The organism is Falsirhodobacter xinxiangensis (assembly GCF_004959935.1).
Lineage (GTDB): Bacteria > Pseudomonadota > Alphaproteobacteria > Rhodobacterales > Rhodobacteraceae > Falsirhodobacter > Falsirhodobacter xinxiangensis.
Map to the genome: position 1 here is coordinate 363,919 of NZ_SMYN01000002.1, position 15,167 is coordinate 379,085.

The window sequence follows — 15,167 nt, forward strand, 5'->3', positions numbered from 1 at the left end:
CCCGCCAGCGTGTTCGAGCCGGCGTTGATCGTGTCGTTGCCGGCGCCGGTGACGATGCTCTCGACCGTGTTGAAGTTCGCGGTGTTTCCGCCATTCGCCAACGTCCCCGCGCCATTCGCGAAGGTCACCGTCGTGTTGCCCGCCAGACCCGAGCCCGACAGCGTGTCGGTGCCGCCCCCGCCGGTGACAGTGGTGCCGCTGAACGCTCCGGTCAGGTTCACCAGGTCGTTGCCGGCCCCGGCGTCGATCGTATCCGCGCCGCCGCCGCCGGTGATCGTGTCGTTGTCCGCCCCGGCACTGATCGACTCCGCCGCCGAGCCGCCGGTGATCGAGTCATCGCCCGCGCCGCTGGTGAACGTCGCCCCCGCCAGCGTGTTCGAGCCGGCGTTGATCGTGTCGTTGCCAGCGCCGGTGACGATGCTCTCGATCGTGTTGAAGTTCGCGGTGTTTCCGCCATTCGCCAACGTCCCCGCGCCATTCGCGAAGGTCACCGTCGTGTTGCCCGCCAGACCCGAGCCCGACAGCGTGTCGGTGCCGCCCCCGCCGGTGACAGTGGTGCCGCTGAACGCTCCGGTCAGGTTCACCAGGTCGTTGCCGGCCCCGGCGTCGATCGTATCCGCGCCGCCGCCGCCGGTGATCGTGTCGTTATCCGCCCCGGCGTCGATCGATTCCGCCGCCGAGCCGCCGGTGATCGAGTCGTCGCCCGCGCCGCTGGTGAACGTCGCCCCCGCCAGCGTGTTCGAGCCGGCATTGATCGTGTCGTTGCCGGCACCGGTGACGATGCTCTCGACCGTGTTGAAGTTCGCAGTGTTGCCGCCATTCGCCAGCGTCCCCGCGCCATTCGCGAAGGTCACCGTCGTGTTGCCCGCCAGACCCGAGCCCGACAGCGTGTCGGTGCCGCCCCCGCCGGTGACAGTGGTGCCGCTGAACGCTCCGGTCAGGTTCACCAGGTCGTTGCCGGCCCCGGCGTCGATCGTATCCGCGCCGCCGCCGCCGGTGATCGTGTCGTTATCCGCCCCGGCGTCGATCGATTCCGCCGCCGAGCCGCCGGTGATCGAGTCGTCGCCCGCGCCGCTGGTGAACGTCGCCCCCGCCAGCGTGTTCGAGCCGGCATTGATCGTGTCGTTGCCGGCACCGGTGACGATGCTCTCGACCGTGTTGAAGTTCGCAGTGTTGCCGCCATTCGCCAGCGTCCCCGCGCCATTCGCGAAGGTCACCGTCGTGTTGCCCGCCAGCCCCGAGCCCGACAGCGTGTCGGTGCCGGTCCCGCCGGTGATCGTATCGTTCCCGAACGACGCGACGAGATTGATGAGGTCGTTGCCAGCCCCCGCGTCGATGGTGTCGGCGCCAGTTCCGGTCGTCAGGACATCGTCGCCGCCGCCCGTGCTGTAAGAAAGCCCGACGGTCGTTCCTGCAGCGTTGACGGTGTCGTTGCCGCCGCCGGTGACGAAGGCCTCGATATCGTCGAAATTCGCGTTTCCGGTGCCGCCAGTAAGCTGGACGTTGCCGTTCTTGCCGGCACCCGACGTCAGGTTCAGCGCGACCGAAACACCTGCGCCGAGACCCGAGGTGTCAATCGTGTCGATCCCCGCATCGTTGCCGCCATAGATGGAGTCGGAGCCGATCGCGTTGCCGACAAGAGCGAAGGTATCGCCGCCAGCCTCGCCATACATCGTGTCGTTGCCGCTGCCGCCGGTGATCGTGTCGGCACCCGCGCCCGCCTCATAAAGCCCGCCAGCCGTGTTCTGGGCGGCGTTGATCGTGTCGGCACCCGCGCCGGTGCGGATCGCTTCGATCTGGGTGAAGGTGGCGGTGTTCGTCCCGCTCGTGACAGTGCCTGCCTCGCCTGACGAGAAGGTCACGTTCACCGCGGTGCCGATGGCGGTCGAATCGATCCGGTCGACCACACCTGCATCGGGCGTATCCTCGCCGCCGATGATCGTGTCGGTTCCGAACGCACCCGACAGCAGGAACGTATCGGCGCCCGTGCCGCCATCCATCAGGTCGTTCCCGGTGCCGCCATCAAGCGTATCGTTGCCGGTGCCGCCGAAAAGCTGGTCGTTGTCGGCACCGCCGAACAGCACGTCGTTGCCGCCGTCGCCATAGATGGTGTCGTCGCCATCGTCACCCGACAGGGTGTCGTTCCCGGCCGTCCCGGGGTTCAGCGGGTTGAAGCGGATATCCGTAAAATCGACCGCGCGCGCCGTCGAGGTGCCCGCCGCGACGCTGGAGTAGATCACCTCGATCCGGAATACGGGCCCCGGGATGTTGACCAAAAGCGAGGTCTGCGCCTCGGCCGCAGTTGCCGCGCCGTTGGCAGCACCGCCCAGCGCCGTGCTGCCGTTGGACATGGTGATGTCCGCAGTCGCCGGACGCAATTCCACGGGGATGCGGTTACCGGCCGCATCATAGGCGTAGACCGTGACCTGATCGCGGAAGTTGCTGGGGCTGGTGGTGGAGCCGTCGATCTCGTTGATGCGGAACGTAGTGTTCCCGACCGAGGTTCCGAAGTTGATATTGACGGTTGTGGCACCTACCCCGCCTGACGGCGTCAGCAGACGGCCACCGCCTGTCGTCAAATCCACAGGCTCGCCCGGCGCGGTATACTGCGGCTGCGCGGCGTTATAGGCCAAAGTCGTGTTGTTGGGCGTGTCGACCGAAATCGTCGTAGTGACGCCTTGCGACGTTTGGCTGAAACTGTTGGTCCCGGTGCTGGTGGCCGTCGCCCAGTCGAAGAGCCCGGTCTGGGCCGTATTCGCGGTGCCAAGCGTACCAGAAGTGTCCGTAAGCTGGTCGCCCCTGATCAGATCGTTCCCCGCACCGCCCGAGATGCTGTCGGCATCCGCGCCGCCGTAGACCGAATCCGCACCCGCCCCGGCAGAGATCGTATCGACCCCTGCGCCGCCGTGGATGGTGTCCGCACCGGCACCTGTCGTGACGCTGTCCGCGCCCTCTCCGGCCGAGACATAGTTGTTGCCGTCGGTATCGGTGATGATGTCGTTGCCGGTGCCACCATCCATCGTGTCGTTGCCAAGGCCGCCGAAAAGCGTATCCGCTCCCGCACCGCCGAACAGATAGTCGGTTCCCGCACCGCCATAGAAGATGTTGTTCCCCGCATTCCCGACGAGGCTGTCCGAACCGCTGCCACCGATCGCGCCTTCTATATTGGTCAGCGTATCGCCCGTGGCGTTGCCGCCGACCGCAGTGCCGAGGTTCAGGTCGACCCGCACATCCGTGACGTCGGTGTAATCGGCAAGGTCGATCCCCGCGCCGCCATCCAGCAGATCGGACCCCGCGCCGCCCTGAAGCGTGTCGTTGCCGTTACCGCCGTAAAGGCTGTCGTTCTCGGTCCCGCCGTAAAGATAGTCGTTGCCTTCGCCGCCATATAGGAAGTCGGCCCCCGCGCCACCGATCACGGTGTCGTTGCCATCCCCCGCAAGAACGGTGTCGTTGCCAGCGCCGGCGTTGATGCTGTCATTGCCCGTGCCGACCTCAGGCGTGGCAGATACAGGGCCACCATAGATATAATCCGCACCGCCGGTTGATGCGAAGACGGTGTCGTCGCCAGCCGTCCCATAGATGGCGCCGGGAATAGGTGCTACAATTGCTGGCTGAGGTGCAACTGTCGGGAGAACAGCGGTCAGAAGCCCCGGGAGAACATCTTGGTTATCAGGAACGAAATACGTATTACCGTCGGTTCCCAAGACAAACGTGCCGGGCTGGGATACCAAGCCAAGGATCGAGTTCAAGTTGCCCCGACCAAGCACTGCCGCTTCGGTGAAGTTGTCCTGGGCGAGTTGTGTTCCGAGAATCGAACCGACGAGGCGGCCTACCGGCTCGCCACCGTCGATAACGCCATTCGACGGAACGCCAACAATGAAGCCGGTCCGCGGATCACCCGTTGCCATGAGAAATGCTCCTATGAAAACGGGCGATCAGACCCGCAGGAAAAACAACCTTCGCGAGAAGAATGTTTGCACCCTAGGGTTGCGTCAAGGAGAGTTTAACTTCTCGTTAGGATTTACGTTGGCAATGTGGCGACCCGGTCATCGACCGTTTTGAACCATTCAAACGCTGCCTATTTTTCAGGCACGTCACCGTGATCGGACCGGAGGCGGGCGACCAGATCGCGCATGAAGGCGGCACCGGATTCGAACTGAGCCACCTCGATGAACTCATCCGCCTGATGCGCTTGGGCGATGTCGCCGGGACCGCAGACGACGGTGGAAAAGCCGGCTTCCTGAAACTGCCCCGCCTCGGTGCCGTAGCTGACGACGCCGCTGGCATTGTCGCCTGTGATCGCTCGGACGAGCCTTTCCGCAGCGCCGTCCTGCTCGGGTTGCAGCGGCGGAACAACGAAGCTCCGGTCAAGGGTGATCGCCGCGTCGGGGTGGATGGCCTGGGCCTCGGCCTCAAGACGGGCGGCTTCGGCACGCAGGCGGCTCAGCCAATCTTGCGAACTCTCGCCCGGAACGACACGGAATCCGAAGCCGAAACGGCAATCGCGGGCGGTGATGTTCTCCGCCGTGCCGCCGGTGATGGTGCCGACATGCAGCGTCGTCCAATGGGGCGTGAACAGTCCCGACAATTCGGTCGCGGGCTGGCGGGCGTTCTGCGCATTCACGCGGTTGGCCCAGTCGATCAGCTTGGCCCCCAGCATGATCGCGTTCACGCCGGTATGCAGCATGGACGAATGCACCTCGTGCCCGCGCACATGGACTTTGAAGCCGGTGCTGCCCTTGTGGCCGTTCACCAGCCGCATGCGCGACGGCTCTCCGACGATCACGGCAGATGCACGGGGAAGGCTGCGGACGATTTCGGCGATCATGTCGGGGGCGGCGATGCAGCCAAGTTCCTCGTCATGCGACAGTGCCAGTTGCAGCGGGCGCTTCACACCCTGCTTCTGCGCCTCGGCCATTGCCCAAAGGGACAGCGCGACGAAACCCTTCATGTCCGCGCAGCCGCGCCCATAAAGCTTCCCGTCCCGCTCGGTCACGACCCAAGGGTCCGAGGTCCAGTCCTGCCCCTCGACCGGGACCACATCGCTGTGGCCGGACAGGATCACGCCACCCTCCGCTTCGGGCCCGACATGGGCGAACAGGCTGGCCTTGGTGCGCGCCTCGTTCCAGACGCGGTGGGCGGGAATGCCGTGGCTGTCCAGATACTCCTCGACCCAATCGATCAGCGGCAGGTTGCTGTCGCGGCTGACCGTCGGGAACGACACCAGCTTTTCAAGGATCTCGCGGGGGGAAAGCTGCATGGGACCGGCCTTTCTGATCTGTCCCCTATCACTAGGGGGTCAGCGGGCCGAGTGTAAAGCAAAACGCCCCGGAAATCCGGGGCGCTTCGTTCAGTCGATCATCGGCAGCAGGCCGTCTATGGACTTCTTGGCGTCGCCATAGAACATCCGCGTATTGTCCTTGTAGAACAGCGGGTTCTCGATCCCGGAATAGCCGGTGCCCTGCCCGCGTTTGGACACGAACACCTGCTTGGCCTTCCAGACCTCCAGCACCGGCATCCCCGCGATGGGGCTGTTGGGATCTTCCTGCGCCGCCGGGTTCACGATGTCGTTCGACCCGATGACGATGGCCACGTCGGTCGAGGGGAAGTCCTCGTTGATCTCGTCCATTTCCAGCACGATGTCATAGGGGACCTTCGCCTCGGCCAGCAGCACGTTCATGTGGCCCGGCAGACGGCCAGCGACCGGGTGGATCGCGAAACGCACCGTCTTGCCCTTGGCGCGCAGCTTGCGGGTCAGTTCCGACACCGACTGCTGCGCCTGCGCAACGGCCATGCCATAGCCCGGCACGATGATGACGCTGTCGGCATCGTTCAGCGCCGCCGCCACGCCGTCGGCGTCGATGGCGATCTGCTCGCCCTCGATCTCCATCGCGGGGCCGGTGGTGCCGCCGAAGCCGCCCAGGATCACGCTGATGAAGCTGCGGTTCATCGCCTTGCACATGATATAGCTCAGGATCGCACCCGACGAACCCACCAGCGCACCCGTCACGATCAGCAGATCGTTCCCCAGCGTGAAGCCGATGGCCGAGGCCGCCCAGCCGGAATAGCTGTTCAGCATCGACACCACGACCGGCATGTCCGCCCCGCCGATCCCCATGATCAGGTGATAGCCGATGAAGAACGCCAGCAGCGTCATCAGCAGCAGCGTCCATATGCCAGCGCCGTTGAAATAGGCGATCAGCAGCAGGATCGACAGGATCGCCGCACCGGCGTTCAGCAGATGACCGCCCGGCAGTTTCTTCGCCTTGCCATCGACCTTTCCGGCCAGCTTGCCGAAGGCGACGACCGAGCCGGTGAAGGTGACCGCGCCGATGAAGACGCCAAGGAACACTTCGACCTTCAGGATCGCGATTTCCACCGGCGTCTTGTGCGCCAGAACGGCGGCGAAGCCCTGCAGGTTCGCCAGCGCCTCGGCAGCCTCGGCCGTGGTGGCGGCGCGCAGGCGTTCGATCCGGCCCAGTTCAAGTTCCGCGTTGAAGCCGATGAACACCGCCGCCAGACCGACGAAGCTGTGCAGCGCGGCGACAAGCTGCGGCATTTCCGTCATCTGCACCCGGCTGGCGACATACCAGCCCAGCACCGAGCCGCCCGCGATCATCAGCAGGACGATGAACCAGTTCCCCACATCGGGGCCGAAAACGGTGGCGATGACCGCCAGCGCCATCCCGGTGATGCCATACCAGACGGCACGTTTCGCGCTTTCCTGCCCCGAAAGGCCACCAAGGCTCAGGATGAAAAGGACGGCTGCGGCGATATAGGCCGCGGCAACGATTCCGATCGTCATATCCGCTCCCTCTCCCTTACGATTTCTGGAACATGGCGAGCATCCGCCGCGTGACGAGGAAGCCCCCCACGATGTTGATGGTCGCGATCAGCACCGAGATCGAGGCGAGGATCACGACGATCCAATGGCCCGACCCGACCTGAAGCAGCGCCCCAAGGATCACGATGCCCGAAATGGCGTTCGTGACCGCCATCAGCGGCGTGTGCAGCGAATGCGAGACGTTCCAGATCACCTGGAACCCGACGAAGCAGGCCAGCGCGAAGACGATGAAATGCGCCATGAAGCTGGCGGGCGCGAAATACCCGATGACCAGCATGACGAGCGTGCCGATCGCCAGAAGCCCGACCTGGCTGGTCGTCTGCTTCTTGAAGGCGGCGATCTCGTTCGCACGCTTCTCCTCGACGGTCAGCTCCTTGACCTTTTCCTTCGGCTTCTGCGCGGCAATGGCGGCGACCTTGGGCGGCGGCGGCGGGAAGGTGATCGCCCCCTGATGCGCGACGGTCGCTCCGCGGATCACGTCGTCTTCCATGTTGTGGTCGATCACGCCGTCTTTCTTTGGCGTAAGATCGGTCAGCATGTGACGGATATTGTTGGAATAAAGCGTCGAGGACTGCGTCGCCATCCGGCTGGGGAAGTCGGTATAGCCGACGATGGTCACGCCGTTCGGGCTGACGACCTTTTCATCCGGCACGGTCAGATCGCAGTTGCCGCCACGTTCCGCTGCAAGGTCGATCACGACCGAGCCGGGCTTCATCATCGACACCATGTCGGCCAGCCACAGCTTGGGTGCCGGACGGCCCGGGATCAGCGCGGTGGTGATGACGATGTCCATCTCGGGCGCAAGCTCGCGGAATTTCTTCAGCTGCGCTTCGCGGAACTCGGGCGAGGACGGGGCCGCATAGCCGCCCGTGGTTGCGCCGTCGGTCTGCGCCTCGGCAAAGTCGAGATAAACGAATTCTGCGCCCATCGACTCGATCTGCTCGGCCACTTCGGGGCGCACGTCGAATGCATAGGTGATCGCGCCAAGCGAGGTCGAGGTGCCGATGGCCGCAAGACCCGCCACGCCCGCACCCACGACCAGAACCTTGGCCGGGGGAACCTTGCCCGCCGCCGTCACCTGCCCGGTGAAGAAGCGGCCGAAGTTGTTCCCGGCCTCGATCACCGCACGATAACCGGCGATGTTCGCCATGGACGACAGCGCGTCCATCTTCTGCGCACGGGAAATCCGCGGCACCATGTCCATCGCCACCACGGTCGCGCCGCGCGCCTTGACCTGCTCCAGCAGCGCCTCGTTCTGGGCCGGCCAGAAGAACGAGATCAGCGTCTGCCCCTCGCGCAGCCGCTCGGCCTCGGACGGCTCCGGACCGCGGACCTTCACGACCACGTCGGCGACGGCGTAAACGTCGTCCACGACCTCGACCCCTGCGCCGCGATAGGCGTCGTCGGTGAACCCGGCCTTTGCGCCGGCCCCCGCTTCGACAAGGCAGCTATGCCCCAGCTTCTGCAACTGAAGGGCACTGTCGGGTGTCATCGCAACCCGAGCCTCGCCCGCGAAAATTTCTTTCGCTGCTCCGATCTTCAAGTGAGGCTCCCCTGTCTGGATCAACTTTGCGTGCTTTTAAACACTGCGGGGTTTTCCGGTGCAAGCGCCATGCGCGTCCGGCAAGGCTTGCACCCGGCTGTTAGCGCGAGCAAAATTGTCCCACCCATGCCCGCGACAGGAGCGCCGATGCCAACCGATTTCCGCCGGACCAAGCAAATGTTCGACCTGCCCGAAGGGATCGTCTACCTCGACGGGAACTCGCTTGGGCCGCTCCCCCGTGCAGCATCGGCGCGGATTTCCCAAGCGGTGACGGCCGAATGGGGCGAAATGCTGATCGGCGGGTGGAACAAGGCGGGCTGGATGGAGCAGCCGGCGCGGCTTGGCGACCGGATCGGGCGCATCATCGGGGCGGAACCGGGCTGCACCGTTCTGGGCGATACGCTGTCGATCAAGGTCTGGCAGGCGCTTGCGTCAAGCCTTTCGCTGCGCCCCGACAGGCGCATCATCCTTTCGGATGAGGGCAACTTCCCATCCGACCTTTATATGGCCGAAGGGCTCGCGCAGATGCTGGGCGGCGATTATCGGCTGGTGACGGTCCCGCCCGAGCGTGTGGCGGATGCGATCGACGAAAGCGTCGCAGTGCTGATGCTGACCGAAGTGGACTACCGCACCGGACGGCGGCACGACATGGCCGATCTGACCCGCCGCGCACACGAGTCCGGGGCGCTGGCGATCTGGGATCTGGCGCATTCGGCGGGCGCGATGCCGGTGGACGTGGCGGCGGGCGGCGCGGATTTCGCCTGCGGCTGCACCTATAAATACCTTAACGGCGGTCCGGGTGCGCCGGGGTTCATCTATGTCGCACCGCGCCATGCAGATGCGATCCCCGCGCTGTCGGGCTGGCTGGGCCACGACGCCCCCTTTGCCTTCGAACGCACCTATCGCCCCGGCGCGGGCGTACAGCGGATGCGGGTCGGCACGCCCCCGGTGATCCAGATGGCCGCGCTCGAATCCGCACTGGACGTGTGGGACGACGTCGATCTGGCTGACATCCGCGCGGCGTCACTGGCGCTGTCGGACCGTTTCATCGCGGGAATCGAAGCCGCCTGCCCCGACCTGACGCTGGCGACCCCCCGCGATCACGCGCAACGCGGCAGCCAGGTCAGCTTCCGCCACGCCGAGGGATACGCGATCATGCAGGCGCTGATCGCGCGGGGTCTGATCGGGGATTTTCGCGCCCCCGACATCCTGCGCTTCGGCCTCACCCCACTTTACATCGGCATCGAAGATGTGGACCGCGCAATCGCGATTTTGACCGAGGTGATGCAGGGCGGCCTCTGGGACCGCCCCGAATACAAGGTCCGTTCCGCCGTGACCTAGCGGTGGCACCAATCCAGATCAGGCCCCGCCGGAACGATCCCGTTCGGGTTCAACGCCTTCAGCGAGTAATACCCGCGCTTGATATGGTCGATGCTGACCGTCTCCCGCACTCCGGGCGCCGCCAGCATCGCCCTCAGGAACGCCGTCAGGCGCGGATAATCCGCCAGCCGTTTCAGGTTGGTCTTGAACAGCCCGTGATAGGCGGCATCGAAGCGAACCAGCGTCACGAACAGGCGAATGTCGGATTCCGTCAACGTCTCGCCAAAGATGAACGGGCCGAGGATCTCCTCCTCAAGCCGGTCCAGCGTCATGAAGACATCCGACACGGCCTCCTCATACGCCTCCTGCGACTGAGCAAAGCCCGCGCGATAGACGCCGTTGTTCAGCGAGTTGTAGAAGCTCTCGCTCATCGCGTCGATCTCGTCCCGCAGCGGTTCGGGATAAAGATCCGGCCCCGAGGCCAGACCGCCGAAGTCGTTCATCATCCGCAGAATGTCGGCGCTTTCGTTGTTCACGATGGTCTGGCGCTTCTTGTCCCACAGAACCGGCACCGTCGCCCGCCCGGTAAAGACTGGATCGGCGGCGGTATAGACCTGATGCATGGCGGTAAAGCCGTTCACCTCATCTTCCGTCGCGTCCGGGTATCCGCCGAAGGTCCAGCCCTGATCCGTCATCACGGGCGAGACGACGCTGACCGAAACCACATCCTCCAGCCCCTTGAGCTTCCGCGCGATCAACGTCCGCGACGCCCATGGGCAGATCAACGCGACATAGAGGTGATAGCGGCCCGGTTCCGCCTCGAACCCCTCATCGCCCACGAAGTTGCGGAACGAAGACGTCGGGCGCACGAAGCCGCCCTTTGCGTCGGTCTTGCTGACCGGGGTCCAGTTCGCGGACCATTTTCCATCCACCAGCATCTCACGCCTCCCTTGCGCGCAGGGCGAAGCGTGTGCCCCATGGGTCGTCCAGCGTCACAGGCGAAAGGCCCGGCGCGCCCAGAAATTCCACTTCAGCCAGCCCGGTCGATGGATAGGATCGCGCCCCCGCCCCGCGGCTGTTCCAGACATTGGCCGCAAGGTGGTGGTGATACCCGCCCCAGCTGAAGAACGTCGCGCCCGGATAACGGTGGGTGATGTCGGCCCCAAGGCCCGTGATGAACCCTTCCACCTCGGGGATTGCGCCCACCTGAAGGTGGACATGGCCGACGACCGTCCCCTCGGGCGCGCCCTGCCAGCCGCCGCCCCCCGCCGCCGCCAGCTCGTTCAGGTCCAGCGCATAGCTGCCCATCCGCACGGTGTCGCCGTCCCAGTGCCAATCCTCGCGCGGGCGGTCCCAATAGGTCTCGATCCCGTTCCCCTCGGGATCGGACAGATACAGCGCCTCGCTCACGTCATGGTCGGATGCACCCTGAAGCGGCACCCGTGCGCCTGCGGCATGGTGCAGCCAACGGCCAAGATCGGCGCGGCGCGGCAGAAGGAACGCGGTGTGGAACAGCCCTGCCTCGCGCGGGCCTCGGCGGCGGGCGGAAGGGTCGGCCCGCAGTTCCAGCAGCGGCCTGCCCCCCGAGCCCAAAACCGAAGCCGTCGCGTCAACCGACAAGGGCTCCAGCCCGATCATGTCGCGGTAGAAGGCCGTCATGCGGCCGATGTCGTTCACGGTCAGGGCCACACGGCCGATCTGCACGGGGGCGTCGCTGGTCGAAGTCATCATCCACTCCTTCACTGGCCGCCAAGATATGCGGCCCAGCTCCCGCAAGACAGGCCAGCCGCCGCACAGCCGATGTGCGGGATTTCGCAACGCCCACGCGAAAGTCATTTCCCCCCGCGCCAAGCTGCGTCATTCTGGACAGAAAAAGGCAAGGACATGAGCAGGATCATACCGACGGCACTTATTCTTCTGGCGCTGGCCGGATGCGCGAGCAATTCGCGCCCGCCAAGCAATGCCGAAAACGCCTGCGCCATCTTGCAGGAACGACCCGATTTCGCCCGCGCCGTCCACGCGTCCGAGGCGAAGTGGGGCGTGCCCGCGCATGTGCAGCTGGCGACCATGTATCAGGAATCGAGCTTTCGCGGCGATGCGCGACCCCCGCGGCGCTGGTTCCTGGGCTTCATCCCGCGTGGGCGGGCCAGCACCGCCTATGGCTACGGTCAGGCGCTGGATGGCACGTGGGAGGAGTATCAACAGAAGGAAGGCGGCTGGGCCGCACGGCGCGACAACATCCACCACGCGGCGGATTTCATGGGCTGGAGCATGAACGAGACGTCACGCTCGCTCGGGATTTCCAAATACGATGCGGCGAACCAGTATCTGGCCTATCACGAAGGGCGGACGGGGTATCGGCAAGGCCGCTATCTTCAAAAGCCGTGGCTGATGGGGGTTGCGGCGCGGGTGGACACGCGGTCGCAGAAATACGCGAACCAGCTTCGGTCCTGCAGGTGGTAAGGGCGCCCCGAAAGGGCGCCCCCCAAAATCAGCCGACCAGTTCGAGGCCGGAGAAGAAGAACGCGATTTCTTCCGCAGCCGTTTCCGGCGCATCCGAACCGTGGACCGAGTTTTCGCCGACCGAAAGCGCGAATTCCTTGCGGATGGTGCCCGCATCGGCGTTTGCCGGGTTGGTCGCGCCCATCACTTCGCGGTTCTTGGCAATGGCGCCTTCGCCTTCCAGCACCTGCACGACGACCGGCTCGGACGCCATGAATTCGACCAGTTCGCCATAGAACGGACGCTCGGCATGGACGGCATAGAATTTGCCAGCCTGTGCGGTGGACAGGTGCAGGCGCTTTTGCGCGACGATGCGCAGGCCGGCTTCCTCGAACTTGGCATTGATCTTGCCGGTCAGGTTGCGGCGGGTCGCGTCGGGCTTGATGATCGACAGGGTGCGTTCGATGGCCATGTTTTGCCTCTTTGGGTGGGACGGTAATATGCGCCGACCTGCTAACATGGGCCGGTTGCCATGACTAGCCCTCGCGCCCGTAGAAGTCCGATCCGGGATCGTTCAGCACCATCTCGCGCAGACGCTGCCACAGGTATTCGCGCATCCCCGGCCCCGGGCGCACTTCTTCCGCGATGCGGCCCGGACGGGGGGACATCAACACGATCCGGTCGGCCAGCGCCAAGGCCTCGTCCACGCCATGCGTCACGAACACCACCGTCGCGGGACGCGCGGCGATCAGGCGGCGAAGCTCGCCCTGCATCAACTCCCGCGTCTGCGCGTCCAGACTGGCGAACGGCTCGTCCATCAGCAGGATCGGCGCTTCGGCGGCCAGCGCGCGGGCCAGCGCGACCCGCTGGCGCATCCCGCCCGACAACGCCGCCGGAAAGGCATCCGCGAACCGCGACAGGCCCACCATTTCCAGATACCGGCCCACATCCGCGCCGGGCCGCGCGAATTCGACATTCTGCCGCGCCGTCTTCCACGGGATCAGGCGATAGTTCTGGAACACCATCGCCGTATCGCGCCCCGGCTCTGGGCGGTGCCCATCCACCAGCACCCGCCCCGCATTCGGTTCAAGCAGCCCCGCGATCATCCGCAACAGCGTGGTCTTGCCGCAACCCGATGGGCCAAGCAGCACCACGAATTCGCCATGCCGCACCGTCAGGTTCAGCCCGTCCAGCGCGGCCACCGCGCCGAAGGCGTGGCCAAGCCCCTCGATGCGGATATGCGTCATCGGGAAAGTCGGTCCATCCCCTCGGCGACGCCCAGCTTGGCCAGCACCGCATCCAGCGGGCCGTAATCGATCCACGCGGCGGGTTCGGGCATGGTCAGGCCCGCAAACTCCTCGCCGTCCTGCATCCATTCGGCGGTATAGGCCAGCTCGGTCGCCTGAAGCCCGCCATTCACCGACCAGCTTTCGACGAAAGCCGCGGCCAGTGCGTCCAACTGATCCTGCGGCACGTCCGGGCGCGCCTTGCGCATCGCGGCCACCCAGACCTCGCGATCCGCCGCGAAATCGCGTGACGCGAGGACGAGCGCCTCGATCACGGCCTGCACCTCGTCCCGGCGTTCGGTCAGAACCGAAGCGGGCACCACGTTCACCTTCGACACCACCGGGGCAGCGGCGTAATAGGCGCCTTGGTCCACCAGGACCTCCAGCCCCTGCGGATCGGGAAGCGATTGCCAGATGCCGATGGACATGGTGGTCGCGTCGATCTCGCCCGCCAGGAGCGCCTGTGCGCGGCCCGCTGGCTGGCCCAGCGCCACGATCTCCAGCGCCGCCGTGTCGATGCCCTGCGATTGCAGCACCTTCATCGACAGCGAATGATCCAGACTGCCGATCCGCCCCACCCCGAAGCGTTTGAACCCCGGCTTGCCCGCAATCAGAAAGGGCAGCGCCTTGTTGGGCGAGACGACCGCCCGCAGATCCGCCTGCCCGCGCGCGACCAGCGACAGCACGGCGTCGGTGCCGACATTGGCCATATCCCCTTCGCCCGCCTGAAGCGCTGCAAGGGCCATCGGGGTCTGTTGCACGCGAACCAGTTCCACATCGACCCCTGCGCGGACGAAGTACCCCTCCTGCAAGGCCAGATCCATGACCGAGTTCGGAACCAGCGGCGTTTCCAGATCGGTCACGATCAGCCGGAACGGCTCGGCCCATGCGGGCAGCGCCAGAACCGCGAATGCCAGTGCGAGTTTCATCTCTCTCCCCTCCAGCGCGACAGGTGCGCCTCCACCGCGCGCATCGCCTCGGTCACGATCACGCCGATGATCGCCAACATCAAGACGATGACGAAATATTCCGCCATCCGAAAGGTGTTTCCATAGATGGCCAGAAGCCCGCCCAGACCCCGCACCGCCGTATAAAGCTCGGCCACCACGGTATTGATCAGCCCGATGGTCGCGCCCAGCCGCAGCCCCGTCGCCAGAAACGGCATCGCGCCGGGCAGCACCACATGGCGCCAGATGCGCCGCCGCCCCGCGCCGGTCGATCGCGCCATCTCGATCAGGTCGGCATCCGCCGCCAGAACCCCGGCATAGGTGTTCAGCACCACCGGCATCACCGCGCCCAGAAAGACGATGAAGGTCTTCGCCTCGAACCCCAATCCAAGGATCACGATGATCAGCGGAATGAACGCCACGCGCGGGGTGGCGGCCAGCGCGAAGACGAACACGTCCACCACCCGACCGAACAGCCGGAAGCTGCCCATCGCCAGCCCAAGCGGAATGCCCACCAACGCCGCCGCCATGCCCGAGACATAGATCGAAAGGCTGTCGCCCACCGCGCGCCACAGCCGCCCCTCGGCCAGAAGCGCGACGCCCGCCCGCCAGACCTGCCCCGGCGTCGGCAGCAGCCCGCCCGGTGCCCACCACTCCCACAGCAGGATCAGACCTGCCAGCAGCCCAAATCGCATTCCCCAAATCATGCGCCCGATTCCCGCATGTCCGCCCCCGCGCGGCAAGTCGACTTTTGGATGAGGGATCATCCTTATTGGTGACGCGAA

At 65.4% G+C, this 15,167-nt stretch carries 12 protein-coding genes and 1 pseudogene; 2 read left to right on the top strand and 11 right to left on the bottom strand.

The genetic code is table 11. The annotated features are described in order from the left end of the window. From E2K76_RS03895 to E2K76_RS03910, 5 genes and pseudogenes are all read right to left on the bottom strand, one after another. The coding region (locus tag E2K76_RS03895) for a beta strand repeat-containing protein (RefSeq protein ID WP_281280687.1) at positions 1-3,416 on the bottom strand (3,416 nt) is incomplete at its 3' end. A gap of 30 nt (positions 3,417-3,446) precedes the next feature. Beyond that, positions 3,447-3,908 (bottom strand): annotated as a pseudogene (locus E2K76_RS21100) (hypothetical protein); the annotation flags it as partial. 170 nt (positions 3,909-4,078) lie between these two features. After that, complete coding sequence (argE, locus tag E2K76_RS03900; protein ID WP_136682946.1) at positions 4,079-5,260, bottom strand: acetylornithine deacetylase; 1,182 nt, start codon at positions 5,258-5,260, stop codon at positions 4,079-4,081. 90 nt (positions 5,261-5,350) lie between these two features. Further along, positions 5,351-6,805: an NAD(P)(+) transhydrogenase (Re/Si-specific) subunit beta gene (locus E2K76_RS03905; protein WP_136682947.1), complete on the bottom strand. Its 1,455-nt coding sequence runs from the start codon at positions 6,803-6,805 to the stop codon at positions 5,351-5,353. A 16-nt stretch (positions 6,806-6,821) separates the two neighbouring features. Continuing rightward, the gene (locus E2K76_RS03910; RefSeq protein ID WP_136682948.1) at positions 6,822-8,387 is read right to left on the bottom strand and encodes a Re/Si-specific NAD(P)(+) transhydrogenase subunit alpha; all 1,566 of its coding nucleotides are present in this window, start codon (positions 8,385-8,387) and stop codon (positions 6,822-6,824) included. A 147-nt stretch (positions 8,388-8,534) separates the two neighbouring features. Between E2K76_RS03910 and kynU the strand changes: the two genes are divergently transcribed. After that, positions 8,535-9,728, top strand: coding sequence for a kynureninase (gene kynU, locus E2K76_RS03915; protein WP_136682949.1), 1,194 nt, complete (start codon positions 8,535-8,537; stop codon positions 9,726-9,728). Here the strand turns inward: kynU and E2K76_RS03920 are convergent. Both E2K76_RS03920 and E2K76_RS03925 read right to left on the bottom strand, forming a co-directional pair. Next, on the bottom strand, positions 9,725-10,645 hold the full coding sequence (locus E2K76_RS03920; protein WP_136682950.1) for a glutathione S-transferase family protein: 921 nt from the start codon (positions 10,643-10,645) through the stop codon (positions 9,725-9,727). The two genes, kynU and E2K76_RS03920, sit on opposite strands and share 4 nt — an antisense overlap. A 1-nt stretch (position 10,646) precedes the next feature. Next, positions 10,647-11,435, bottom strand: coding sequence for a VOC family protein (locus E2K76_RS03925; RefSeq protein WP_136682951.1), 789 nt, complete (start codon positions 11,433-11,435; stop codon positions 10,647-10,649). Positions 11,436-11,591: 156 nt separating this feature from the next. On the opposite strand from E2K76_RS03925, the gene E2K76_RS03930 reads away from it, so the two are divergent. Further along, complete coding sequence (locus E2K76_RS03930) at positions 11,592-12,170, top strand: transglycosylase SLT domain-containing protein (protein WP_136682952.1); 579 nt, start codon at positions 11,592-11,594, stop codon at positions 12,168-12,170. A gap of 28 nt (positions 12,171-12,198) precedes the next feature. Here E2K76_RS03930 and ndk read toward each other — a convergent pair whose 3' ends face one another. The 4 genes from ndk to E2K76_RS03950 form a co-directional block, all read right to left on the bottom strand. Further along, positions 12,199-12,621, bottom strand: a complete 423-nt coding sequence (ndk, locus tag E2K76_RS03935; protein ID WP_136682953.1) for a nucleoside-diphosphate kinase — start codon at positions 12,619-12,621, stop codon at positions 12,199-12,201. A gap of 64 nt (positions 12,622-12,685) precedes the next feature. Next, positions 12,686-13,396, bottom strand: a complete 711-nt coding sequence (locus E2K76_RS03940) for an ABC transporter ATP-binding protein (RefSeq protein ID WP_136682954.1) — start codon at positions 13,394-13,396, stop codon at positions 12,686-12,688. Further along, the gene (locus tag E2K76_RS03945; RefSeq protein WP_136682955.1) at positions 13,393-14,364 is read right to left on the bottom strand and encodes an ABC transporter substrate-binding protein; all 972 of its coding nucleotides are present in this window, start codon (positions 14,362-14,364) and stop codon (positions 13,393-13,395) included. Before E2K76_RS03945 ends, E2K76_RS03940 begins: the two co-directional genes overlap by 4 nt. Beyond that, positions 14,361-15,077, bottom strand: coding sequence for an ABC transporter permease (locus tag E2K76_RS03950; RefSeq protein WP_246032875.1), 717 nt, complete (start codon positions 15,075-15,077; stop codon positions 14,361-14,363). The genes E2K76_RS03945 and E2K76_RS03950 overlap by 4 nt, the downstream gene beginning before the upstream one ends. Between the last annotated feature and the right edge of the window lie 90 nt (positions 15,078-15,167).

Coding starts and splice junctions, on each gene's coding strand:
- E2K76_RS03940 (WP_136682954.1), bottom strand. CDS start 13,396: ATGACGCATATCCGCATCGAGGGGCTTGGCCACGCCTTCGGCGCGGTG.
- E2K76_RS03905 (WP_136682947.1), bottom strand. CDS start 6,805: ATGACGATCGGAATCGTTGCCGCGGCCTATATCGCCGCAGCCGTCCTT.
- E2K76_RS03950 (WP_246032875.1), bottom strand. CDS start 15,077: ATGCGATTTGGGCTGCTGGCAGGTCTGATCCTGCTGTGGGAGTGGTGG.
- E2K76_RS03920 (WP_136682950.1), bottom strand. CDS start 10,645: ATGCTGGTGGATGGAAAATGGTCCGCGAACTGGACCCCGGTCAGCAAG.
- E2K76_RS03945 (WP_136682955.1), bottom strand. CDS start 14,364: ATGAAACTCGCACTGGCATTCGCGGTTCTGGCGCTGCCCGCATGGGCC.
- E2K76_RS03925 (WP_136682951.1), bottom strand. CDS start 11,435: ATGACTTCGACCAGCGACGCCCCCGTGCAGATCGGCCGTGTGGCCCTG.
- kynU (WP_136682949.1), top strand. CDS start 8,535: ATGCCAACCGATTTCCGCCGGACCAAGCAAATGTTCGACCTGCCCGAA.
- E2K76_RS03930 (WP_136682952.1), top strand. CDS start 11,592: ATGAGCAGGATCATACCGACGGCACTTATTCTTCTGGCGCTGGCCGGA.
- ndk (WP_136682953.1), bottom strand. CDS start 12,621: ATGGCCATCGAACGCACCCTGTCGATCATCAAGCCCGACGCGACCCGC.
- argE (WP_136682946.1), bottom strand. CDS start 5,260: ATGCAGCTTTCCCCCCGCGAGATCCTTGAAAAGCTGGTGTCGTTCCCG.